Here is a 24225-nt window from a genome sequence, read left to right as displayed (position 1 = left end):
CATGACTTCGCACACGCCGACCGCGACCAAGCCGACACCGACGCCGATGCCCATGCCGCCCACCGGCGAGATCGTCTCCCGGCTCCTTCACACCCTCGGCGACCCCGATCCGGCCCGGGGTGCCGAAGACATCACCGTGGTCGGAGCCGATCCCCTGGTGCCCTCGGTACACCGCCTCGCCGATGCCATGTCCGCCGCGATCGGGGTCTTCGGGCGCCAGACGGCAGCGGTCGGCGAACAGCGCGGCCACCCGCGCCAGAGGGTTCGGGTGCGGGCCGGGGCCGCGATCGACCAGCTCATGGCGACGCACCACACGACGCTCTCGGGGCGTCCGCTCGGCGCTCTGCTCGACGATCCGACGCTGCTCGGGAACAACGACTTCTACCGGGCGCGCGACGGCCGTTGGATCTTCATCATCACCACCTATCCGCATCTGCGGGACGCGGTCCACTCCGTGCTGAGGTGCGGCCTCGACGCGGTGGGGATCGCACGGGCCGCGGCCGACTGGGACGCCTTCACCCTGGAGGAGGCCATCTGCGCGCGAGGTGGCGTCGCCTGCGTGGTGCGCAGCCGGGACGAGTGGCTCGCGCACCCCGCCGGGCGGCACGTCGCGGGGCGTCCGGTCGTCGAGATCGAACGTGTCGGTGACGGGCCCCTGCGGCCGTTGGCGCCGATCAGTGCGGCCGACGAGGCGTTCGCGGGCATCCGGGTGCTCGACCTGACGCATGTCATCGCCGGTCCCGTCGCGGCGCGGCTCCTCGCCCAGTTCGGCGCCGACGTGCTGCACCTGACGCGTCCCGACCGCCCCGACCCGATCCCGATGATCGCGATGACCGGCGGCGGCAAGCGCAACGCCTACTGCGACCTGCGTGACGACCACGACCGCGCGGCCTTCTATGCCGCGCTCCAGGACGCGGACGTCTTCGCGCACGCCTACCGCGGACTGGCCCGGCACGGGGCAGGCACCGAGGAACTCGTACGGCGCCGCCCCGGACTGATCACCCTCGAGTACCACGCCTGGGGCGCCGAAGGCCCCTGGGGCGAACGCGGCGGGTTCGACCAACTGGCCTGCTCAGCAACCGGGTTCGCCGTCGAGGAGTGGACCGACCGGCCCTCGCTGCCGCCGACGTACCTGGTCAACGACTACCTCGCCGCCTACCTCGGGGCCGCCGCCGTCGCCACGGCCCTGCGCCGACGTGCCGCCGAAGGCGGCTCCTGGCGGATCCGCGTGACCCTGGCCGGGGTGTGCCACTGGGTGCGGGACCTCGGCCTTCTCGCGCGGGAGGACGTACGCGACCTGCCCCGCCCCGGGCGCCCCGCGTTCGCCGAACTGACCACCACCGGAACCGACTTCGGGCCGCTCACCGAACCGGCGACGCCGTTCGCCTACAGCGGGCGCGCGGTCCCCCAGCCCGGAAGGCGGTCGCCGCTCGGGTCCGCGGCGCTCCAGTGGGGCTGAGCGCGCCCGCGTCCCTTCGGGGCGCGATCCCCTCCCCCTCGATGCCCCAGGAGGCACCAGAAGATGTCCCAGAAGCCGAGCGGTCCGACCGGCCACGGACTCCTCTCCGGAGTCCGCGTCATCGAACTCGCCAGCGTGATCATGGTCCCGTACGCCGCTCAGCAACTCGGCGACCTGGGCGCGGACGTGATCAAGGTCGAGCCGCCCACCGGCGACATGACACGCCACTACCCGCCGCAACGCCACCCCGGCATGGGCGGCCCCGCGCTCAACCTGAACCGCAACAAGCGCAGCGCCGCCATCGACCTCAAGGCCCCGCGCGGCCGCGACGCCCTCATCGCCCTGCTCCGCACCGCCGACGTCTTCCTCACCAACCTGCGCCCGCAGGCCCTGGCGAAGCTCCGTCTCGGCTACGAAGAGGTCGCGGCCGTCAACCCCGGCCTGGTCTACGCGAGTGCCCAGGGCTTCCGCAGCGACAGCCGCTACGGCACCCGCGCCGCCTACGACGACGTCATCCAGGCGGCCAGCGGCCTGGTCTGGCTCAACCACCAGGTCTCCGGCCAACCGCACTACGTTCCCACGGTCCTTGCCGACAAGATCTGCGGCATGCAGATCGCCCAGTCGGTCCTGGCCGCGCTGCACTACCGGGAACACGGCGGCACCGGGCAGCACGTCGAAGTCCCCATGGCCGACACCATGCTCGCCTTCAACCTGGTCGAGCACCTGGGAGCGGCCGCCCTGGAGACCGACGGGGAGTTCGGCTCGGCCCGCTCGCTCAGCCCGCAGCGCCGCGCCCTGCGCACCGCCGACGGCTGGATGTGCATCATGCCGCACAGCGACCGCGACTGGCGGGACTTCACCGCCTTCGTGGACCGCCCCGACCTGGCCTCCGACCCGCGCTTCGCCACCGGACCCGAGCGGGCCCGCAACGCCGACGCGTTCTATCCGCTGCTCGCGGAGCTGACGCCGCTGCACACCAGCGCCGCATGGCAGGAGTTCTGCGACCGGGCGGGCATCGCCGCCGCCCCCGTGCTCGACCTGGAGTCCGCAGCCACCACCGCCTACGCCCAGGAGGGCGGCCTGCTGCGCGACGCCGAGCACCCCACCGAGGGCCGCTACCGGGTCATCGGCCGCCCGGTCCGCTACTCGGCCGACCCGGAGCCTGAGCCGCGGCCCTGCCCGCGCATCGGCCAGCACACCGACCAGGTGCTCCGCGACGTCGGCTTCGACCCCGCCTTGCTGCATCCCGCGAACTGACCGCGTTCTCCTCACCCATCACCCACCCCTGGAGCGGATCAACCATGTCCCCTTCGGTACTTTCCCCGACGCCTTCCCCGATCGCATTCCCCGATGTCGCCCTGCCCGAATCGGCCCGTGGGCTTCGCCACGAGGTCCGCGCCTTCCTCGAGGAGGAGCGCGCCCTCGGCACCGTCCTCGGCCGCCCCGACTCCTGGCTGGCCGGTTGGGACCCGGGCTTCAGCCGTCGCCTCGCCGAGCGCGGCTGGGTCGGCATGGCCCTGCCCGTCGAGTACGGCGGCGCGGGCCGCGGCTTCCTCGACCGCTACGTGGTGATCGAGGAACTGCTCGCGGCCGGCGCCCCGGTCAGCGCCCACTGGGTCTCCGACCGGCAGGCAGGGCCGTCCATCCTCCGGCACGGCACCGAGGAGCAGCGTCGCTTCTTCCTGCCGGGGATCGCCGCAGGGCAGTGCTTCTTCTCCATCGGCATGAGCGAGAAGGGCAGCGGCTCCGACCTGGCCTCGGTCGCCACCCGAGCCGAACGCACCGCCGACGGCTGGCGGTTGACCGGCACCAAGATGTGGACCGGCGGCGCCCACGTCAACGACTACGCCATCGTCCTGGCCCGCACCGACGATACCGACGACAAGCACGCGGGGCTCAGCCAGTTCCTCGTCGACCTGCGCGCGCCGGGCGTGCGGATCGAGCCGATCCGGCTGATGAGCGGCGAGCACCGCTTCAACGCCTGCCATTTCGAGGGCGTCGACGTTCCCGACGGCATGGTGCTCGGACGGCGGGGCGACGGCTGGCAGCAGGTCACCGGCGAGCTCGCCTTCGAACGCAGCGGCCCGGAACGCTACTTGTCCACCTTCCCCCTGCTGGTCTCCCTGCTCCGCGAACTGGAACGGGGTTCGGCCACGGCCGCACAGCTCACCGAGGTCGGCATCCTGACGGCCCGTCTGCACAGCGTCCGCCGACTGTCCCTCGCAGTGGCGGCCTCGCTGGACGCGGGCGCCTCGCCCGACATCCAGGCCGCCCTGGTCAAGGACCTCGGCACCCGTCTCGAGGGCACGCTGGTCGACACCGTCCGCGGCATCCTGCCGACCCCGGCCGATCCGCACGCCACTCCCGGCAGCCACCCCGAACTGCTCGCCTTCGCCCTGCTGCACAGCCCCGGCTACACCCTGCGCGGCGGCACCAACGAAATCCTTCGCGGCATCATCACTCGCGGTCTGGAGCAGCACTGATGGAACCCCGGACGGAAACCCAGACGAACACCCACACGATCGACACCGGCGCCCCCGTCATCTCCGCCGACGCCTACGACACCGCCGCCTTCCACGCCGCGGACGCCATCGCCGTCGTCACCAACACCACCGCTCCCGACGCCGTGGCCCTTCCCTCCGAGGACGCCTCCACCGCCGAACTCCTCACCGCCGTCCAGGAGGCAGGGCACCGCGCCGTCCCCGCCCCGTTCGCCGAGACGGCCCTGGTCGCCCGCCCCCTTCTGCGCCGCGCCGGACTCCCCGTCCCCGAAGGGCCGCTCAGCTACGCGATCGCCCCCGACCTGACGATCCGCTACGCGCGTCCCGCCGCCTCAGCCGTCGGCTCGGCCGGTTGCCTGGGCGAGGACGACTCCCTGCTGGTCACCGGTGCCCTGCACCGCGTTCCCTGGGCCCGCGCCGTCACCGAGGTGGTCGTCCTGGCCACCGCCCCCTCGGGCCCCGTCCTGTTCACCCTGCCTCCCGGCCGGGCCGTCCTCACCCCCGGGGGCAACCTCGCCGGGGAACCCCGCGACGACCTGCACCTGGCTGCCGTGGAGATCCCGGCGTCGCAGGTCCGCCGGATCACCCCCGAAGTACTCGAAGAGGCCGGGCTCCGCGCGGCCCTGGCCCGCTCCGCCCTGATCGCCGGTGCCGCCGAACGCTGCGTCGACCTGACGGTCGCCCACACCGGCGCGCGCACCCAGTTCGGCCGTCCGCTCAGCCGCTTCCAGGCCGTCAAGCAGGAAGAGGCGCGGCTGATCGAGGAGGCGGCCCTGGTCCGCGCCGCCGTCGGGGCCGCCGCCGCCCCACTGGACACCGGCGGTCCCGTCGCACACGGCGCCGTCGCCGCGGCCAAGACCCAGGCGTCCGCGTCGGCCGCCGAGATCGCCCGCATCGCCCACCAACTGCACGGCGCCATCGGCATCACCCGGCTCAACCCGCTCCACCTCGCCACCACCCGCCTGTGGTCCTGGCGCGACGAGGACGGCGACGAGACCTACTGGGCCCGCCGCCTGGCCCGCTCCCTCACCGCCACCACGCTCTGGCCGTCCCTCGCCGCCACGCCCTGACCGCAGGCTCGCCGACCGCCGCACCGGGCCCCGACTCGCCGGTGCCACCTGGCGATATCCTCGCTAGCCCCGTCCTTCCCGTCCCGTCGGCCCGCCAGGAGAGTGCACGTACATGGAGTTCCAGCTCCTCGGAGCCGTGGCGATCAACGGCGGGGCGGGGCCCGTGCCGCTCGGGCCCGCCAAGCGGCGGAGTCTGCTGGCCATGCTGTTGCTGCGGGCCCCGGCCGCCGTCTCCGTCGACACGCTCGCCGAGGCACTGTGGGAGGACGAGCCGCCGCGGCACGCGCGCACCGTCATCCAGGGGCACGTCTCACGGCTGCGCGCACTGATCTCCGAGGCGGGTCTGGACGCGTACGGGGTCGAACTGACCACGCACGGGCGGGCGTACGCGCTGCGACTGCCCGAGACGCTCCTCGACGCGCGACGTTTCGAGGACCTGGTCGCACTGGCCCGGCGGCAGCACGAGCCGGCCGACGCGGCGCTGATGCTGCGCGAGGCGCTGGCCCTGTGGCAGGGCCCCGCGCTCGGCGGGATCAACGGCACGGCCCCGCTGCTCGCCGCCGCGAACGCGCTGGAGGAGGGCCGACTCGCCACGGTCGAACAACTGGCGGCCACCTACGCCGTACTCGGCGAGCACCACCGGGCGGTGGCGCTGCTCGGCCAGGAGGCCGCGGCGCACCCGCTGCGCGAGCCGCTGATCGCCGCGCTGATCCGGGCGCTGAACCGCACGGGCCGTCAGTCCGACGCCCTGGAGCAGTACCACCGCACCCGCGAAGAGCTCGCCGACGCGATGGGCGTCGACCCGGGGCCCGTGCTGCGGGAGGCGTACGAGGAGGTCCTCGAGGGGACGGCCGGGGCAGGGCGGGAAGAGGGGCTCGCGGCGCATCATCCGGCACCCGGGCGGACGCCCGTGCGGGCCGCCGAGGCCGCTCCCGACCTGTTGCCGCGCCCGCCCCGCGGATTCCACGGCCGCGCCGCCGAACTCGCCGCGCTGACCACCGCCACCGGCGCCGAGGCCCCCATCGCCCTGGTCGCAGGACCCGCCGGGGTCGGCAAGACCTCGCTGGCCGTGCAGTGGGCGCACGCGCACGCCGACGCCTACCCCGACGGCCGGCTCTTCGCCGATCTGCGCGGACACAGCGGCACCGATCCCGCCCGACCGGCCGATGTCCTCGGGGATTTCCTGCTCGCCCTCGGCGTGCGGGCCCAGGCCGTGCCCGACTCGCCCGACGCCGCGGCGGCACTGTTCCGGTCCCTGGTCAAGGAGCGGCGGCTGCTCGTCGTCCTCGACAACGCCAAGGACTCCGCCCAGGTCCGTCCTCTCCTGCCCGGCGGCCCGGACTGCGCCACTGTCGTCACCAGCCGGACCCGGCTCGACGCCGTCATCGCCTCGGACTGCGCGACGCCGGTCCCCATCGAGGTGCTCGGCGAGGACGACGCGTCCCTGCTGCTCGCGGAGGCCCTCGGCCCCGACGCCTCCGACGAGCGGGCCGTTCGCGAGGTGGCCCGGCTGTGCGACGGCCTGCCGCTCGCCCTGCGCATCGCCGCCGCCCGGCTCAAGGGCCGTCGGCACTGGACGGTCGGCGACCTGGCCGTCGAACTCGCCGACGAGCGCAGCAGGTTGGCGCTCCTTTCCGCGGAGGACACCGGGGTGGAGACCGCCCTGCGCGCCTCCGTCGCCTGCCTCGACGCCGCCGACGCCGCGCTGCTCGGCGCCCTCGGGCACTCCTTCACCCGGCAGAGCGACGCCTACGCCGCCGCGGCCGCCGCGGGGATCGGGCTCGCCGAGGCCCGCGCGGGGCTCGACCGGCTCGCCTCGGCGCACCTGGTCCAGGAGGCGGGACCGGACCGCTACAGCCTGCACGACCTCGTACGGCTCTACGCGCGCGGACTGCCCCGCGCGGAAGCGGCCGACGCGGTCACCCGGCGCGTGGTCGACCACTGGCTGCGCGCCCAGCACGCCGCCGTGGACGTGTTCGACCCCACAGGTTCGCGGACCGTGCCCCTGCCCGAAGGACTCGCACCGGGGCCTCCCGTGCCGCGGTTCGCCGACGGCGACGCCGTGTTCGGCTGGTTCCTCAAGGAGCAGGAGTCACTGATGGCCGCCGTCTCGGCGGCCGCCCGGCTCGGCGACGAGGACCGCACCTGGCGGCTCGCCGCCCTGCTGTGGCCGCTCGTCCACGGGCGGCCGCACCCCGGCTGGCAGCAGCCGCTGCACACGGCCCTCGCCGCCGCCGAGCGGATCGACAGCACCGAGGGCATCGGCTGGCTGCGGGCCGTCACCGGCATGCTGTTCGTGGAGACCGGGCAGTTCGCGCGCGCCGAGACCCTGCTGGCCGGTGCGGTGGCTCCGCTGCGCAGCTTCGCCCCCGAGGTCTCCTGCCAGGTCCTCGTCCTGCTCGCCATCGCCCGCCACCGGCACGGCGACCCGGTCGGCGTGCTCGACGCACTGGCCGACGCCGCGCGCGACGCCCGGACGGCCGACCATCCGATCGCCGTCACCCTGGAGCACTACCACGCCGCCCATGTCGCCCTGGCCCAGGGAGACTTCGCGGCGGCGGCCGAGCAGACGGCCCGTTGCGTCGACGCCGTCCCCGAGAACGAGATCGTCGGCTGGCGCCCGCTCATCTGGGAGTCGTACGGCATCGCGCTGCACGACAGCGGACTGCACCAGGAGGCCCGCGAGGCGTTGCTCGCCGCTGTCGCCGCCAACGAGGAGGAGGACCTCCCCGCGCGCACGGTACGGGCCCTGACCCGGCTCGGGGAGGTCGCCGCCGTGCTCGACGAGCCGCACTCGGAAGCCGCGTACCTGGCCAAAGCGGAACAGGTCGAGAAGACCCTCGCGCAACCCCTTTGACCTGCGACGACATCGCGTTAGTCAGGTGTTAGCGGAACGGCAGCGCGACGCGGCAGGCTGAGGACGTACACCACGGCCACCACCATCGGGGGAACACCACCATGCGTACCGCCCTGCGCAAGAAGTCCACACTCGCCGTCGCCGCCTTCGCGGCTCTCGCCCTCTCGCTGACCGCCTGCAACGACGGCGACGGCACGCAGGACAGCGGCGCCGCCGACTCCACCAACCCGGCCACCTCCTCGAAGGCGCCGGGCGACTCGGCGGAGCCGAGCGGCAGGCCCGCGGCCGACGACGACAAGAACGACACCGGCTCCGCCGACTCCGGCGGCGCCTCCCAGCAGGACGGCACCAGCACCGGCGCCGACGGCGAGGGCGTCAACACCGGAGGCGGCGAGGGCACGTACACCGGCACGCTCACCTACCTCGCCGACCACAAGATGATGGTCGGCGACCAGGCGTTCCTCGTCGAGAACAGCACTGCCATCCTCGGCGCGGCGGCGATCTGCGGGTCCCCGGACGGCAGCGTCTCCGCCGACGGCACCGGCGCGGGCACCGTCAAGTGCACCTACGACGACCTGGTGAAGGCCGCCAGGGCGGGCACCGTCAAGGTGAAGGTCCTCAAGGACTCGGACGGCATCGCCGTGAAGGTCGCCGAGATCTACCACCCGTGACGGGCGGCCGACGCACGCGTCGTACCCAGGCCGAACGGGACGCGATGACCACCGAGACCGTCTTCGCGCTGTGCTCCGCGGCGCTGTACGCCGCGGCCGCGTTCCTCCTGTTCGTGCTGCCGGTGCTGTACGGATGGGTGTCCGGCTCGGCGAAGAGCGGATGCATCACTGCGGCGGGAGTCGCGGCGGCCGCGGCGTTCGTCGCCCGGACGGTCGAGGTGCTGTGGCGGTTCGGGCAGCGCGCCCCTGAGGCCGACCAGCGCAGCGCCCGGAGCCGCTGACCGGCTGCGTCCTCGGCTTCCTCCCCGATGGCCCGCGGACCCGACGCGCGCCGGTCTCACGCCCGCGGAGCCGTCTGCGGTCGCCAGATCCACGGCGTGGCGTCGGGCGACATTCCCACCACCGCCAGAGGGCGTCCGTGCGGGGTCAGGAGCGAGGGTGTGCCCACGGTGGCCGGGCGGTTCGGGGCGGGCAGGGGGCGCGCGTCCAGGGTCGGGCCGAACTGGACCTGTGCCCGGCCGTTGTCGTCCATGCCGAGCAGGACCGGCACGGGCCTGCCGCCCGGTTCCGCGGCCAGCCGCGCGGTGACCGGCGCGTAGCCGGTGAAGTGCGGCAGCGGGGTACCGGCCGTGGCGGCCGAGGGCGCGTCGACCACCGCGGACAGGGCCGGTGCCAGCGGTCCGCCCCCGAGGTTCCGCGGGGCCCCGAAGTGCCCGCTGCCGCGTGCGCTCTCCTGCCAGCGGACGGCCCGGGTGCCGAGCACTCCGTAGGCGACGATCCGGCCCGTGCGGTCGGTGGCCGACGCGGGCAGCGGTCCCGGGTAGCGCGGATGGGTGCTGCGTGCCCAGCCCTTGCGGCTGGTGAGGGCGTGGGTGCCGCCTTGGCTGTAGTCGCCGCAGCCCGCGTCGTCGTGGCACTCCCACCCCGGGTCGCCCCCGTACGCCGCGATGTAGCGGGCCTTTCGCGCCCTGCGGGGCCGGGTCCAACACACCGGTCCTGTCCTGGCCGCCGGTTCGGCGGTGTGCGCCGCCGTCTGCGTCGCCCTCGCCGTGTCGCTCGGGGCCCTCGAATCCGGCATGGTCACCCGCGCCCACGGCTGGGACCTGCAAAATCGCTGGATGCGGAGTCAGGCCGCGGGCGGGAGCCAGGTCCTGCCGTACGAACGGTTGCCGCTCAGCAGGATGACCGAGCCGTTCCGCCACGGCGGGCGCGCGCAGTGGCCGGCCTCCTGCATCGCCGACTACTACCGGGTGCGGCGCATCACTCAGGCTTCGGAACTGCCCCGACCAGATCGCCTCACTGGTTGACCGTGGCCGACGGCCCGTCCGCTCACTCCTTCAACTGGTAGAAGTGGATGGGCGAGTTCGGCACGAAGCCGATGCGCGGGTACACGGGCGCACCGGCGACCGTCGCGTGCAGGGTGGCGCGGGTCAGGCCGGTGGCTCGGGCGCCCTCGTGCAGGGCCTTGCGCGTGACCGCCTCGCCGTAGCCCCTGCGCTGCCACTCCGGGTCGGTGGCGACGAAGGCGACGAAGAGGCGGCCGTCCGCTTCCACCGTCGCGGCGCACGCCACCGGGACGTCGCCGCGCATCGCCAGGTAGGCGTACATCCCGCTCTTCCAGTGCGCGGATCCGACCAGGCCGTCGCGGCCCTCCTCCAAGGGGAAGCCGTAGGCACGTGATTGGAGGTCCGCGTAGGCCCGCAGGTGCTCGTCGGTGCGCACGCGTACGAACGTGAGGTCGGGGTGGACCGGATCGGGGACGGGCAGCAGGTCTCCGGCCATGCCCGTGCCGGGGAAGGCGTGCTCCAGGCCCGCCTGCTCGGCCGCCGCGGCCAGCGTGGTGCGGGCCTCGTCGTCGAGGAGGCCCTCGAAGAGCCACAGGTAGCCCGGGTGCTTCTTCGCGCGCATGATGTCCGCCGCCTGGCTCAGGCGTCGCGCGAGGAGATCGGCTCCTGCTTCCGGTTCGGTCAGAGTGAGGCAGTTGAAGAACGAGAATCGACAGTCCGCCCAGCGGACGGAGATGCCGGGCAGGTCGCGCACGTCCGCGTCCGCCTCGCGGTCGAGCACCAGGGCGCGCCAGGCCACCGTGAGCTGCTGGACAGATTCGACGGACTCCGTGAGGCCGGTCACCGTACTCCCGTGGGTCGTTGGGGTCGTTGGGGTCGTCATCAGATGATGCCTTCGAACTGCTTGTCCTCGGTGGCGGAACCGGAGCGGGGCACGTGGTAGGAATCGCGTCCGAAGCGCCGCCACAGGGCGGCGATGAGGAAGGCCACCACTACGGCGACGGGGGTGTAGTTGAAGGTCGTGGCGGTGACCGGGCTGCTCTGCGGCAGCAGGAACAGGACCGTGACCGCGGCCGCCCACACCACCGCCACCCAGCCGATCGGCTTGCTCCAGCGGCCCAAGTGCCAGGGCCCCGGGCTGAATCGGTCGCTGTGGATCAGTCGCAGCAGCACCGGGATGGCGTACGCCGAGGTGAATCCCACGACCGAGATCGCGGTCACCGCCGCGAACGCCGTGGAGGAGTACAAGGAAGGCAGCGCGAGCACGAAGGCCACGGCGACCGCGAGCCAGACCGCGTTGGCGGGGATGGCGGTGCGGCGGCTGACCTTCTTCCAGAGGCCGGATCCCGGCAGGGCGCCGTCCCTGGCGAAGGCGTAGATCATCCGGCTGGCGCTGGCGGTCACGGTGTAGCCGCACAGGAACTGGGCCACGATGATCACCAGGAGCAGCGCCTTGGCCGCCGCCATGCCGAGCGCGTCGAGCATGATCTGCGCCACGGGTACGCCGGTCGGTCCTGACAGCGTCGTGGCGTAGTCCTGGATGGCGAAGAGCAGCGTGGTCAGCAGGATGCCACCGGCGATCCAGGACACCGCCACCGAGCGGAAGACCCCGCGGGCCGCGGCGACGGAGGCGTGGTTGGTCTCCTCGCTCAGGTGGGCCGACGTGTCGTAACCGGCCAGGGCGAAGACCGGCAGCAGCATGCCGAGCAGGATCACGTACACCGGGGCGCCCCAGCCGGTGTTGTTGGTGAACTCGGAGAACACGAACCCGGCCGACTGGTGGTGGGAGGGCACGAGCGCCAGGGAGCCGATGATGACCACGGCCCCCGCCAGGTGCCACCACGCGCTGAGGGACGTGAGGATGTTCATCAGCCGGGTGCCGAAGAGGTTCAGGACCGCGTGCAGCGCGAGGACGACCGCGTAGATGGCCAGCAGGGAGCCCGAGCTCGCCGTGTAGTCGAACTGCAGGTTCAGCCACGCGGCGGTGAACGTCGCGATGCCGAAGTCCTGGGCGGCGATGCCGCCGAGCAGGCCCAGGAGGTTGAGCCAGCCCGTGTACCAGCTCCAGCGCTCGCCGCCGAGCTGGCGGGCCATGTAGTACAGGCCGCCGCTGGTCGGGTAGCGCGAGGTGATCTCCGCCAGGGCCGCGGCCAGGCACAGCACCAGCGGCCCGACGGCGAGCCAACCCCACGTGATCACCGCGGGGCCGCCCGAGTTCAGGCCGTAGCCGAACAGGAGCAGCGTCCCCGACATGATCGAGATGACCGACAGGGAGGCCGAGAAGTTGCCGAAAGCCCCCATCCGGCGGTGCAGTTGCTGGGTGTAGCCCAGCGACTGGAGGATGCGCGCGTCCTCCCCGTCGTCGTCGACCGGGCTCGGCTGCTGGCGCGATGTTCGTACCGAAGTCATGGGTTCTCCGCACAGGAAAGCTGGAATGGGGCGTGCAGGCGGGGTGGCCGCCGGGCCGCGGGCGGGACGTGGCGGCGTCCGCCGGTGGGGCCCGGGTCGGCGGTCATGCGTGTCCTCCCGTATGCCGCGGATGGGATCTCAGGCAGGCGTCGCGGTCCTCCTCGAACGCCTTCCGCCACTGGTCCTTGGGGTGCCTGGCGTCGTACTGCCACGGGGCCGGCGTGGCGAAGTCACCGATGGCGTCGAACACTTCGGTCGCCCACTGGGCGAATCCGCCCCTCGCCGACGCGTAGGCGAGGTAGTTCAGGTCCAGCTGGGAACTGGTGGCCGGATCGCACTTACGGAACCAGCCCTCGAACGCCTGCGTGACGGCCCGGGTGGTGTCCTCCCTGGTCCACAGCAGGTTCAGCATGCGGTCGGCGCCGGAGTCCCTGCGCTCCCTGTGCTCCTGCATGCGGGCGTAGAGGGGCAGCAGGAGCAGGGGCGAGTCGGGCGGCGCGAAGGAGACCGTCCAGCGGGCGAAGTCCGTCGCGACCGCCTGGCGGCCCGCCGGTCCTGGGCGGGCCTGGAGCGCCTGGGACATGCGGTGCCATGCCTCGCGGTTGAACGGATCGCGTCGGTGCGCCTCCCCCAGCAGGCCCCACGGCCCACCGGGCAGCAGGTACTCATGGGGCGGCGGAGCCACGTGGTGCTCCGGGTAGCGCCCGGTCGTGTCCGCTTCGGCCAGGGCGAGGCGGCAGATCCAGGGCACCGCGTCGTCGGGGTTCCCCTCGCCCGCCTTGCGGCACGCCTCCCGGGCGCGGGCCACCAGTCTCTCCAGGTCCTCCGCCCGCCGGTAGTCGCGCGCCCAGTCCCTGCGGTGGGCCTGGAGCACCCGTTCGGTGGCGACCCTGGCGTACATCACCCGGGCGGCGAGGCTCTCCGGTTCCTCCTTCAGCCACAGCTCCACGACGTTGGCCTGGGCGGCGACGACGCCGAGGACCTGCGTACGGGACGTCCACTGGGGCCAGTTGCCCGTCCGGGCGAGGACCTGCCGCATCTGCATCCAGTAACCCGCCTGGATGTCGTGCACCGCCGCATAGAGGTCCGCGTCCCGGCCGGCCGGGTTCGCACTCTCCATCAGCGCCCCTCCTCGGACGGCGCTGCCGGGTGGTGTGAGCACGACACCGAGCGGTGTGCACTGGCGGCCATAAGCGGAAGGACCCTCGGGACAGTCGGGACGGTGAACACGGTCGTGCGCAGGACAGCGGTGGGCCGACGAACAAGACGCGGACGGCCGCTGGCGCATGACCCGGCCGACGACTTTCGCTCTTGGCCGGTAGCGAGTGCCCGACAGGTACTTAAGTGCCTGGAGAGGCGCATGACCAGAGAATCCCGGGATTGCCAGGTTGCTCGGCCTCAGGTTTCGGCCATGCGGCGGAGGAGCGTCGCCATCTGTGACCGGACCGGCCCGCCGCAGCGCTCGGACCGTGCGGCCCCTGAGCGGGAGCGTGACTCCGGCACACGGGCGAACAGTTGAATACGAGACCATCAACTCGCTTGCACAGCAGGCGAGTTGCTCGCGGAATGGTCAATTCACCTGCGGGATAGGCGAGTTGACGTGTGCTGATGGTGCGCGAGTGACGTGCGGGTCACCGCGTGCGGGCGCGCCCGGGCGGCCGGGCGGCGGTCGCCCAGCCAGAGGATCATTAGGCCAGTTCGATGCGGTGGTCACTGGCTGTGATCACGCGATTTCGCGAGCGGAAGTGCGGGGATCCCGGGCCTCACGGAACTTTACGGTCCAACGCGGTATCTCACTATCTGTACGACCAAACCGCCCCGCGACGAGCTGTTCCGAATGGCGCGTCGTGTTCGTGTGTCGCGGTTGACCCGGGCTCGGCCGGAGCCATTGCCGTACGCGTGTCCGCGCTGCTATCCAGATATCCAGGGAGCGGTCCGCTTCACCGGCTCGTCCCACCGGTCCCGAACGGCGCGAGTCATGCCGTTGTCCCGTGGCTCCCCCTCGCGCGCTTCGCCACCAGACAGAGCGAGGAGCCACGCCATGCCGGACGAGGCGCGACGCAGCCAGGATGCGCGGGGCGAAGAAGCGCGGGACCAGGAAGCGCGGGGACGCCTCGCGGGCAAGGTCGCCTTCGTGACCGGCGCGGCCGGAGGGCTCGGGCGCAGCCACGTCCGGCGGCTCGCCGAGGAAGGCGCCGACCTGGTCGTCGTGGACATCTGCCGCCCCGTCGAGACCGTGCCCTACCCGCAGTCGACGCCCGAGGAGTTGGACGAAGTCGTCGAGGACGTGCGGGGGCTCGGCCGTCGCGTCGTGGCCCGGCAGACGGACGTGCGCGATCGGGACGCGCTCCAGGAGGCGTACGACGCCGGGCTCGACGCGTTCGGACAGATCGACGTCGTCGTCGCCAACGCCGGGATCGCGCCGCTCCTCGTGGAGGACAGGGTGCAGGCCTGGCACGACGCCATCGCCGTCAACCTCACCGGCACCTTCCACACCATCGAAGTGGCCATCCCCTCGATGGTCGCCGCCGAGCGGGGCGGCTCGATCGTGATCGTCAGCTCCACCGCGGGACTGGTCGGCATCGGCGGTGCGAGCAACGGCGGCCTCGGCTACGCCGCCTCCAAGCACGGTGTGGTCGGGCTGATGCGCGCGTACGCCAACAACCTCGCCCCGCACAGCATCAGGGTGAACTCCGTGCACCCCACCGGCGTGGCCACCCGCATGGTCACCGACCCCGCGGTCATCGAGTTCGTCGCCCAGGACCCGATCCTGTCCGAGGAGTCGCCGAACGCCCTCCCGGTGGACACCGTCGAAGCGGTCGACGTGTCCAACGCCGTCCTGTGGCTGGCCTCGGACGAGGCGCGCTACGTCACGGGGGTCACGCTGCCCGTGGACGCGGGGTTCATCAACCGCCGCTGAGACACCGAGCCGGAGGCCGAGCTCCATGACCGATCAGTACGCCGATCAGTACGCGGATCAGCACACGGATCAGTACGCGGACACGATCCTGACGGGCGGTCGCGTCAAGACGTCCTCCGGCTGGGCCGAGGCGCTCACCGTACGCGGCGGAATCATCGAAGTGGTCGGCGGCCGCGAGGCCGCGCTGCGGCGGTGCGGACCGGGCACACGGGTGATCGACCTGGACGGCGCCACCGTCCTTCCCGGCCTGCACGACGTGCACGTACACCCGATCTACGCCGGAATCCGCGAACGCCGCTGCAAGGTCCCGCAGGGATCGACGCTGGCCGACACCCTCCGCATCGTGGCCGAGCACGCGTCGCGGGCCGCTCCCGGCGCGTGGGTCCTCGGCGGGCAGTGGGACACCTTCGCCCTGGGCGCCGTCCCTGACCGCACCATGCTCGACGCCGTCGTACCCGACCGTCCGGTCCTCCTGGAGGACACCAGCGGGCACAGTTCCTGGGCGAACAGCGCCGCGCTCAGGCTCGCGGGCATCGGCCCCGGCACTCCCGATCCGCCCGGTGGCGTCTTCGAGCGGGACGCGGCGGGGAATCCGAGCGGCATCCAGCGCGAGACCGCCGCCGACCTCCTCGCGCTCTCGGCACCCAAACCGGCCGACGAGGAGGTGGAGGCCGCTCTGGAGTGGTCCCTCGGCGAGATGCTCTCCTACGGGATCACCTCGTTCACCGAGGCCGCGGTCGGGTTCACCGCCGGGCCGCGCGCCGAACTCCGCGCCTACACCGGCCTCGCCGCGCGCGGAGCGGTCAAGCAGCGCGTACGGCTCTGTCTCGTGTGGTCCCCCGTGGACCCCCTGTGCGAAGAGGTGATCGCGAACCGGAACCGGTACGCGAGCCGCCGCGTCGCGCCCGACTGCGTGAAGATCTTCCTCGACGGGGTGCCGACCGACAGCCACACGGCGGCGATGATCGAACCGTACGAGAACACGGTGGCGGGGCGGGACGACGAGGCCAGGCGGCACGGGCTGCTCGCGATCGCGCCCGCGGTCCTCGACCGGGCGGTGACGCGCTTCGACCGGATGGGCATCACCGTCAAGTTCCACGCGGCCGGGGACGCGGCGGTCAGGGCGGCGCTCGGCGCCGTCGAGGCCGCCCGCGAGGCCAACGGGCCCGGCCCGTGCATGCACAACGTAGGACACTGCACCTTCGTGGCGAAGGCCGACATCGCGCGCGCGGCGCGGATCGGCGCGACGTTCGAGGTCTCGCCCTACCTGTGGCAGCCCTCCCCCATCTGCTCCGACATCGCGGCCGCCGTCGGCCCCGCCGCGATCGAACGCGTCTGGCCGGTACGCGAGATGCTCGAAGGCCGCACGCTGGTCGTGCCGGGATCCGACTGGTGCGTCGTGCCGTCGGTGAACCCGTGGTCGGCCATCGAGACCCTCGTCACCCGGCAGCGCCCCGGCGGCGGTGCGGAGTCCTTCGGCCCGTCCCAGGCCATCACGCTGGACCAGGCCTTCGACCTGTTCACGGTCAACTCCGCACGCCAGGAGGGGATGGCGCACCGCGTCGGGCGCATCGAACCCGGCATGCTCGCCGACGTCGTCGTCGTCGACCGGAACCCCTTCGAGGTGCCGATCACTCAGGTGCACGCCACCGGGGTGAAGATGACGTTCGTGGAAGGCGAGCTGGTCTTCGACGCCGACGCCGACTCGGGAAGAGGGGCGGCCGAGCGCCCCTCCTAGGCCCTGTCGTCACACTCCCGTCGTCGCCCGAAGGGCGGCCCCGCGGCGTCTGGTGCGTGCGATCGCAAGGCGCCGGGATGTCCTCGTAGTGGGCCTACTCGGGCATTCCGGCAACGCCGCGAGCGTGCGTGCCAGACGTCGCGGGGCAGACGGGAGTGTGACGACAGGGCCTAGCGCACCGCCGACGGGCCTACCGCACGTCAGGATCCGCGCTCGTCCACGCCGCGCGCAGCGCCTTCTTGTCGACCTTGCCGACCTTGGTCGTCGGCAGGCGGTCGAGGAGGACCGTCCTGCGCGGCGTGTACAGGTCGCCCAGCTCGGCGGTGACCGCGGCGCCGACCACGTCCGGGTCGACGTCGACGCCCTCGGCCGTGGCCAGGAAGATCTGCACGGCCTCCCCGTAGTTCTCGTCCGGTACGCCGAGCGCGGCCGCGTTGCGCACGCCGGGCAGCGTGAGCAGGAAGTCCTCCAGGACCCGGGAGTAGACGTTGTCGCTGGTGCTGCCGGTGACGATGATGTCCTTGGCGCGGTCGACGAGATAGAGGTACCCCTCGGCGTCGAGGTAGCCCAGGTCGCCGGTGCGCAGCCAGCCGTCCCGCAGCGCCGCCGCCGTGCGCTCGGGGTCCTCGTAGTAGCCGAGCATCACCGTCTCGCCCCGGACGCACACCTCGCCGACCTGCCGGACGGGCAGCGCCTCCGTGCCGTCCTCGGCGCGGATCTCGATCTCGGTGTCGGCTATCGCGCGACCGCAGCTGCGCCAGAGCTCGGGCCGCCTCGCGCCCTCGGACGCGAGGTCGTCCGCGCCGAACGCGGCGATGCCGAGCGCCTCCGACTGGCCGTAGCCCTGGCTGAGCACGGGCCCGAAGACCTCGACCGCCTGCTGGAGCCTGCTCGGCGACGTGGCCGCGCCGCCCACGACGATGCGCCGCAGCGCGGGCAACGCGCCCGGCTCGCACTCCGGGTGGTCCAGGAGCGCGTACAGCATGGGCGGGACGAACATGGTGGCGGTGATCCGCTCGTCGCGCAGCGTCGTGAGGGCCGCGCCCGCCTCGAACTCGGGCAGCACGACGAGCGCGGAGCCCGTCACCAGGGCCTGGATCGAGGTGAGGTGGCCGCTGCCGTGCGTGAGCAGCGTGGAGACGAGCACGCGGTCCGTGCCCGGGTTCATGGCGGGGAAGAATCCCGTGGAGCCGGAGCCGGAGCGGGAGCCGGAGCCGGAGCGGGATTCCTTCGAGGTGTCCTGAGGCTCGTCCTCGACCTCGTCCTCGTCCTCGTCCTCGACCAGGTCCACCAGCACGTCGTAGAGCCGGTGGGTGTGCGCGGCGAGCTTGGGGCGCCCCAGGGTGCCGCCCGTGTAGAGGACGGTGACGGCCTCGTCCTTCCCCGGCGCGGGCACGCCTTCGGGGCGCGTCGTCGGGCACTCGGCGGCCACGGCGAGCAGGTCCGTGCACCGCGGCTCGCAGGGCCCGAGACCGAGGAGCGCGGGCGCGTGGACGCTGCGGCCCGCCGCGTCGGCGGCGCGGGCCGCGAAGAGCGGGTCGGTGACCACGGCACGCGCGCCCGACTGCTCGACCAGCGCGGCGAGCTCGCCCGGGCCGGGCTCGGGCGGCAGGAAGACGACGCGGCAGCCGATGAGGTGGACCGCGAGCTGCACCAGGACGGAGTCCACGCGGTTGGCCAGGAACAGCCCCACTCCGTCGCCGGGTCCGAGTCCCTGCGCGCGCAGCGCGTGCCCCAGGCCGAACAGGCGCCGCCTGGCCTCTCCCCTGGTCAGGCGGCGCGTCCCCTGGACGAGCGCCTCGGCGTCCTCGTCCTTGTTCCAGTGCTCCAGGATGTGGTCCACGTACGTACGCGGAACGGATGTCTCCGCTGCGTTAATGATCATGAACACATGCAAACATGCCGCAGGGAATGCGCGCTCTCGCAGGGGGCAACTTCGGCCATCGCCGGGCGGAGTACTATGCCCCGGTCCGGCCCGGTGAGTGCCGCTACCGCGCGAAGCGTCCCGCATCCCCAATGGCATGATCGAGCTCTCGAAGAACTCTCATCCAGCAATCGGCCAAGCACTTGATACCTATACCTACGCGGAAACATCCGCGCGCCGCCCTCTGGGCCACGGCGGGCGCTGTGGCTCTCGCGCTCCTCATCGGCCTGGAGATCACCGCGCGTCACTACGGCGGCGTGCCGGGACCGATCACCAACCAGGCGCGCGAGGTGATCTTCCCGCCCAAACCGGGACCGCTGTACGGCGGTCTCGCGCTGATGATGGTGGTGCTCACCTGGCGGCAGCGGTTCATCGCGGCCGGAGCGGCGATCGGCATCGACGCCGTCTTCGTCCTGGTGCGGTGGGCCCTCGACGCCGATGTGCCCGAGGGGCAGTTCTTCGGAAACGGCGCGTTGTGGGCGATGCTGGGCTGCGCGGCCTTCGCGATCACGCGCCGCACCGGCGAGGAACGCGTCCTGCTCCTGAAGGGCGTCGGGCTGGGGCTGCTGCTCGTGGCCGGGCGCAAGACCGGTGACACCTGGCTGCTGATCACCGCGAAGACCCGGCCGAACGTGCTCGACCCGTACGTGGCGACCGCCGACCACGCGCTGGGCAACCCGTCGTGGCTCGCGGGCCGGATCCTCGACGCCAGCGGCTCGCTCGTCCCCTACGTCATCGACCTGGTCTACGCCCAGCTCGCGGTCGCGGCGGTCGCCGTCGCCCTCTACCAGCTGCGCAACGTGGCCACCGAGCGGCGCTTCCCGCGCCACCACCTGGTGCGCACCTTCCTGGTGATCGGCCTCGTCGGACCCGCCTTCTACATGATCTTCCCGGTGGTCGGGCCGATCTTCGCGTACGGCCCCGGCACCTCGGGCACCGGTGGCGTCGAGTGGGCGGTGGCCAACGTGTGGCCGCACACGCTGCCGTCGATCGGCGTCCCGCACCCGGTCCCGTACGACGAGCTCACACCGCGCAACTGCATGCCGAGCCTGCACACGGCGTGGTCCGTCTCGATCTTCATCCACTCCCGCAAGGGCCCCAGGCTGCTGCGCTACGCGGGGACCTTCTGGCTGGTCGCCACGCTCAGCGCGACGCTGGGCTACGGCTACCACTACGGCGTGGACCTCCTCGCGGGCGTGGTCTTCGCGCTCACCGTCGAGGCGGCCCTGCGCACGTACGACCGGGGCTGGGAGCGCTCGGGGGTCCGGCTCGTGGCCTACGGCACGGTGGTCTTCGCCGCGCTCCTGCTCTCGTACCGCTATCTGCCGATGCGGATGGCCGCGCACCCGTGGCTGTTCGGCCCGCTCGTCCTCCTCGCGACGGCCTCGGTGATCTACGGCTACGTGCGGACCACCAGAGCGTGGGAGCCGGAGGCCGCGCCGCCCGCGCCCCCCGCGCTCCGCCCTGAACCGCAGCCCGAACCGGCCTGAGTCAGCGCACGGGCCGGTCGTGCCGCAGGTCGTCGAAGAGCCGGGCCGATTTCTCGACGTCCCACTTCAGCACGTTGCCCTTGGAGGTCGGGACGCCGAAGCCGGACACGGGCACACCGAGCTGTTTGCCCTTCCCGCCCGCGACGCCCTGCACCGCGCGGAACATCCCGCTGAGGTCGCGCAGGCTCATGTCCTTGTCGACGATGAGCGTGTCGAGCCCGGCCTCGGCGGCCGGGCCGATCTGCGTCGGGTCCAGGAGCGTGCCGGGCTCGGCGGCCTGCTGGGCGAGGGCCGAGAGGAACTTCTGCTGGTTCCTCGACCTGCCGAGGTCGCCCTCCTTCTCCTGGTGGCGCTGGCGTACGAAGGCGAGCGCCTGCTTGCCGTTCAGACGGTGACAGCCCTTGCGCAGGTCGGCACCCGACTTCTTGTCCTTGATGTCCCGGTCCAGACACATCCGTACGCCGCCGACGGCATCCACGATGTTCACGAACCCGGCGAAGCCGATCTCCGCGTAGTGGTCGATGCGAAGCCCGGTGTTCTTCTCGACGGTGTGCACGAGGAGTTCGGGGCCGCCGTAGGAGAACGCGGCGTTGAGCTTGTCCCGCTCGGTCCGCTTGTACTTGCCCGTCATGGTGTCCAGGCGTCCCGGCACCGCGACGTAGGAGTCGCGCGGCAGGCTGACGAGGCTGGTGCCGTGGGCGCCGGTGTGCAGCAGCATCATCGAGTCGGTGCGCCGCCCGCCGCCCCCGCCCGCGTGCAGGTCCTGCACGTCGTCGTCGGAGAGCCCGTCGCGGCTGTCGGAGCCCACGATGAGGTAGTTGGTGCCCGCGCCGGCCGGCGGACGGCCCTCGTACGCGTCGAGGTCGACGTCCCGCTGGAGTTGGGACTCGGCCCAGCCGTACGTGCCGCCGACCGCGAGGACCACCAGGCCCACGACGGCGAGCAGCGTCCGCCGCAGCCGTCTGCGCGTCTTCGACCGCCGGGCGTGGGCGCGCCGGGGCCCGTAGCGGGAGCTGGGGCGTTCGGCGAAGTCGGCGAACCGCTCACGCGTGCCGGGGCCTTCCGGGACCGGATCTGTCATGGTCGACTCCCTTGCAGGCTCCGCCGCGCCTCGTCGGGCGGCGTCTCGAGCAGATACGGGTCCGCGGTCCCCGTGCGCTTCATGCTGTGCCACTTCAGGCGGGTGCCGAGCAGCGCCGTGGCCACGGAGTGGATGACCACCAGGTACATCAACTGCCGGTAGACGAACTGCTGGAGCGGCAGCACCCACAGCACCCGCAGCCGTTCGCGGTCGAGCCGCAGCGCGTACGCGGCGGTGACCAACTGGACGGAGAGGAAGCCGAACCAGACGAGGGCGGCCTCGACCGGGTCGCGGAACACCGCGCCGAACAGGGCGAACATGTCCACGACCGGCGCGCACAGCGGCAGCACGATCTGGAACAGCGTGACGTAGAGCATGACGCGGCGCCCGAAGCGCCCCGCGGGCCCGACCTCCACGGCCGCGTGCCGGTGCTTCCACATCGCCTGGAGCGTGCCGTAGCACCAGCGGTAGCGCTGGCGCCACAACTGCCGCACGCTGACGGGCACCTCGGTCCAGGCGACCGCCGACTCCTCGTAGACGACGCGCCAGCCCGCCCGCCAGAGCGACATCGTGAGGTCGGTGTCCTCGGCCAGGGTCTCGTCACTGACGCCGCCGACGCCCATCAGCGCGTCCCTGCGGAACGCGCCGATCGCCCCCGGCACCGTCGGCATGCACTCCAGGACCTCGAACATCCGCCGGTCGAGGTTGAAGCCGAGTACGTACTCCAGGTGCTGCCACTTGCCGAGCAGGCTCTGCCGGTTGCCGACCTTGGTGTTGCCGCTGACCGCGCCGACCGCCGGGTGGGCGAGCGGCTGGACGAGCCGGGCGAGCGCCTCGGGTTCGAAGATGGTGTCCGCGTCGACCATCACCACGATGTCGTGCCTGGCGTGCGCGAGGCCGGTGTTGAGGGCGCTGGGCTTGCCGCCGTTGGGCTGCCGGATCACCGTCACGCGCGGGTCGTCGATCTGCTCGGCGATGTCCGCGGTGGCGTCGGTCGAGCCGTCGTCGATCACGATGATCTGGAAGTGCGGGTAGGTCGACGCGAGCAGCGAGTACACGGTGGCGGCGATGCCCGCCTCCTCGTTGTACGCGGGCACCAGGACCGTCACCGGGTCCCGCACCTCGCGCAGGCGTGGCGCGCCCGGTCTGAACCTGCGCAGCCTGCGCACGTGGAGCCGGGCGAACAGCGCAAACAGGAGCATGCGCACGACGCCGAGCACGCCCGCAAGGGTCAGCGTCCACACCATCACGGTGAGGAAGGCGCGCCCGAGCCGCTGCGACCAGATGAGGCCCTGCCCCTTGATCTCCTGGGCGACCGGCACCTTGTCGACGAAGGAGGGCGTGCCGAGCCCGCCGCTGATGGTCGTGAACCGCCGCACGCTGCGGTCCTCGAGCAGATCCCGCGCCTCGTGGAAGCCCAGGTCGGTCTGGCTGTGCTGGCTCACGAGACCGCGCCACGGCTTGCGGTCCTTGCGGTCGGACGCGACCACGAGGTACCCCTGCTCCGCCGCCCGCCGCGCGGCGGGCCACTGGGGGCCGCAGAGGGTGTCGGCCGCCGTGGTGTGCGGCAGCCGCAGCAGACGCGTGTTGATGCCCGCCGCGCCCGCGAACGCGCTCTGGGTGAGCGAGAGTTCGAGGTGTGCGCGCATCGGCGACGCGACGCCGAAGTCACCGCCGCTGTAGGTGTACGAGCCGATCTCGTGCCCCTCGTACAGGATCCGCCGCATCAGCTTCGGGTGCTCGGCCGCGTCCTTGCCGTAGACGAAGAAGGTCGCCTGCGCGTGGTGGGCGCGCAGCAGGTCGAGCAGGCGCGGCGTCCACACCGGGTCGAACCCGCCGTCGAAGGTGAGCGCGACGGTACGGCGCGGCATGGCCGCGGTGCTGACTCCCTTCGGGCCGAACCGCAGCAGCGGTTTCCCGTCGTCCGCCTCGCGCGGGATCGGCCGGGTGCACGGCGGTTTGGTGCGCGCGGCGTCGATCTGGTGGGTCGTCCACCCCTCGAAGAGGAGGGCGACGGCGACGACCAGGAGCACGAGCAGGAGGACGATCCAGTGTCCGCGCGGCGGGCGGCGGACGGTGGCGCCCCTGCTCACTGCTCAGAGGCTCCGGCCGGGGGCGGGGCGGATCTGCCCGAGCCGTAGGACGAGTTGTCCGCGTCCTGACCGGAACGCGCGCGTCCGCCCCTGCCCGTCGTGTTCGTGGCGTCCGTCGTGTTCGTCTTATCCGTCGTGTTCGTCGTATCCGTCGTGTTGGTCGTACTCGGCGGGTGGCTGCCGACGGGCTGCTGCAGCCCGCTGACCAGCGTGCCGACGAACGCGAGATAGCCGACGCAGGCGGAACCGACGACCAGCGCCATGCCTTGCAGCGTCCGCTTGCGCCAGCCCGACTGGTCGACGAAGACGGGGAGTTGGGGATCCTCCCGTCCGACGCGCTGCGGCTGCGCCTCGCGCGCAGGGGGTATGGGCGACGATCGCCCGTCGTGCGGTGTGCTGGCTATGTGGGGGGTGCCCTGCACTGGTGCTCCTGATCTGCGGCCGCGCACGCGCGACTCTTTGTCCGTGGGGGGTACGGACCCGGGGGCCCGCTGTGCGTGAGACGTCAGGAGCCGCGCCCCGGTGCCATGCCCCGCGCCCTCCCGGGTGGGGCCGGGAAAGCCGCGTACGCATGGGCCCTCACAGGGACCGGAGGCCGGATCGCGGCCGTCAGCCATCACGCAGCCCCCGACCCTACTCGGGCACCCGGGTGGCACGGCAACAGGCTGTCCGGGGGCGGAAGTCGGCCGAGGGCCTGCTGGAGCGGGCCTCGGCGGCGGGACGTGA

At 72.6% G+C, this 24225-nt stretch carries 18 protein-coding genes; 10 read left to right on the top strand and 8 right to left on the bottom strand.

All coding sequences use genetic code 11. The annotated features are described in order from the left end of the window. Nucleotide 1: 1 nt before the first annotated feature. The 7 genes from KY5_RS32795 (at nucleotide 2) to KY5_RS32765 (ending at nucleotide 8839) form a co-directional block, all read left to right on the top strand. Nucleotides 2–1459 (top strand): CoA transferase, encoded by a 1458-nt coding sequence (locus KY5_RS32795; protein WP_098245605.1) that lies wholly within the window; start codon nucleotides 2–4, stop codon nucleotides 1457–1459. A gap of 63 nt (nucleotides 1460–1522) precedes the next feature. Next, complete coding sequence (locus KY5_RS32790) at nucleotides 1523–2716, top strand: CaiB/BaiF CoA transferase family protein (RefSeq protein WP_098245604.1); 1194 nt, start codon at nucleotides 1523–1525, stop codon at nucleotides 2714–2716. 44 nt (nucleotides 2717–2760) lie between these two features. Continuing rightward, the gene (locus KY5_RS32785; RefSeq protein ID WP_098245603.1) at nucleotides 2761–3942 is read left to right on the top strand and encodes an acyl-CoA dehydrogenase family protein; all 1182 of its coding nucleotides are present in this window, start codon (nucleotides 2761–2763) and stop codon (nucleotides 3940–3942) included. Continuing rightward, nucleotides 3942–5030, top strand: a complete 1089-nt coding sequence (locus KY5_RS32780; RefSeq protein WP_098245602.1) for an acyl-CoA dehydrogenase family protein — start codon at nucleotides 3942–3944, stop codon at nucleotides 5028–5030. Before KY5_RS32785 ends, KY5_RS32780 begins: the two co-directional genes overlap by 1 nt. Before the next feature lie 112 nt (nucleotides 5031–5142). Then, on the top strand, nucleotides 5143–7887 hold the full coding sequence (locus KY5_RS32775) for an AfsR/SARP family transcriptional regulator (protein ID WP_098245601.1): 2745 nt from the start codon (nucleotides 5143–5145) through the stop codon (nucleotides 7885–7887). A gap of 101 nt (nucleotides 7888–7988) precedes the next feature. Next, nucleotides 7989–8558: a hypothetical protein gene (locus KY5_RS32770; protein WP_098245600.1), complete on the top strand. Its 570-nt coding sequence runs from the start codon at nucleotides 7989–7991 to the stop codon at nucleotides 8556–8558. A 44-nt stretch (nucleotides 8559–8602) separates the two neighbouring features. Next, complete coding sequence (locus tag KY5_RS32765; RefSeq protein ID WP_234362971.1) at nucleotides 8603–8839, top strand: DUF6332 family protein; 237 nt, start codon at nucleotides 8603–8605, stop codon at nucleotides 8837–8839. Nucleotides 8840–8895: 56 nt separating this feature from the next. Here KY5_RS32765 and KY5_RS32760 read toward each other — a convergent pair whose 3' ends face one another. From KY5_RS32760 to KY5_RS32740, 4 genes are all read right to left on the bottom strand, one after another. Then, a complete protein-coding gene (locus KY5_RS32760; protein ID WP_159072648.1) occupies nucleotides 8896–9636 on the bottom strand; it encodes a hypothetical protein in 741 nt (246 codons plus the stop codon). Between the two features lie 251 nt (nucleotides 9637–9887). After that, nucleotides 9888–10688, bottom strand: a complete 801-nt coding sequence (locus KY5_RS32750; protein WP_199843344.1) for a GNAT family N-acetyltransferase — start codon at nucleotides 10686–10688, stop codon at nucleotides 9888–9890. A 38-nt stretch (nucleotides 10689–10726) separates the two neighbouring features. Further along, complete coding sequence (locus KY5_RS32745; RefSeq protein ID WP_098245595.1) at nucleotides 10727–12253, bottom strand: amino acid permease; 1527 nt, start codon at nucleotides 12251–12253, stop codon at nucleotides 10727–10729. A 103-nt stretch (nucleotides 12254–12356) separates the two neighbouring features. Next, the gene (locus tag KY5_RS32740) at nucleotides 12357–13373 is read right to left on the bottom strand and encodes a hypothetical protein (protein ID WP_098245594.1); all 1017 of its coding nucleotides are present in this window, start codon (nucleotides 13371–13373) and stop codon (nucleotides 12357–12359) included. Nucleotides 13374–14294: 921 nt separating this feature from the next. Here KY5_RS32740 and KY5_RS32735 point away from each other — a divergent pair. Together KY5_RS32735 and KY5_RS32730 are read left to right on the top strand one after the other, a co-directional pair. After that, entirely contained in the window at nucleotides 14295–15173 is an 879-nt protein-coding gene (locus tag KY5_RS32735) for a mycofactocin-coupled SDR family oxidoreductase (RefSeq protein ID WP_098245593.1), read from the top strand. A 25-nt stretch (nucleotides 15174–15198) separates the two neighbouring features. Beyond that, nucleotides 15199–16911 carry an amidohydrolase gene (locus tag KY5_RS32730; RefSeq protein ID WP_098245592.1) on the top strand — a complete coding sequence of 571 codons (1713 nt, stop codon included), beginning with the start codon at nucleotides 15199–15201 and terminating at the stop codon, nucleotides 16909–16911. 190 nt (nucleotides 16912–17101) lie between these two features. Here the strand turns inward: KY5_RS32730 and KY5_RS32725 are convergent, their stop codons facing one another. Further along, the gene (locus tag KY5_RS32725; protein ID WP_234362970.1) at nucleotides 17102–18796 is read right to left on the bottom strand and encodes a class I adenylate-forming enzyme family protein; all 1695 of its coding nucleotides are present in this window, start codon (nucleotides 18794–18796) and stop codon (nucleotides 17102–17104) included. Nucleotides 18797–18987: 191 nt separating this feature from the next. On the opposite strand from KY5_RS32725, the gene KY5_RS32720 reads away from it, so the two are divergent. Next, on the top strand, nucleotides 18988–20325 hold the full coding sequence (locus KY5_RS32720) for a phosphatase PAP2 family protein (RefSeq protein ID WP_098247618.1): 1338 nt from the start codon (nucleotides 18988–18990) through the stop codon (nucleotides 20323–20325). Nucleotide 20326: 1 nt separating this feature from the next. On the opposite strand, the gene KY5_RS32715 is transcribed toward KY5_RS32720, so the two are convergent. Genes KY5_RS32715 through KY5_RS32705 form a run of 3 tightly spaced genes read right to left on the bottom strand, consistent with a single transcriptional unit; the run spans nucleotide 20327 to nucleotide 23921 of the window. After that, nucleotides 20327–21406, bottom strand: coding sequence for an LCP family protein (locus KY5_RS32715; protein WP_098245590.1), 1080 nt, complete (start codon nucleotides 21404–21406; stop codon nucleotides 20327–20329). Next, entirely contained in the window at nucleotides 21403–23499 is a 2097-nt protein-coding gene (locus KY5_RS32710; protein WP_098245589.1) for a bifunctional polysaccharide deacetylase/glycosyltransferase family 2 protein, read from the bottom strand. Before KY5_RS32710 ends, KY5_RS32715 begins: the two co-directional genes overlap by 4 nt. Beyond that, nucleotides 23496–23921, bottom strand: coding sequence for a hypothetical protein (locus tag KY5_RS32705; RefSeq protein WP_098245588.1), 426 nt, complete (start codon nucleotides 23919–23921; stop codon nucleotides 23496–23498). Before KY5_RS32705 ends, KY5_RS32710 begins: the two co-directional genes overlap by 4 nt. Nucleotides 23922–24225: the final 304 nt, after the last annotated feature.

Origin of the sequence: Streptomyces formicae (assembly GCF_002556545.1) — a bacterium.
GTDB classification, from domain to species: Bacteria; Actinomycetota; Actinomycetes; order Streptomycetales; family Streptomycetaceae; genus Streptomyces; species Streptomyces formicae_A.
Note: the sequence above shows the minus strand (reverse complement) of the source record. Positions and strands in the feature narration are given on the sequence as shown.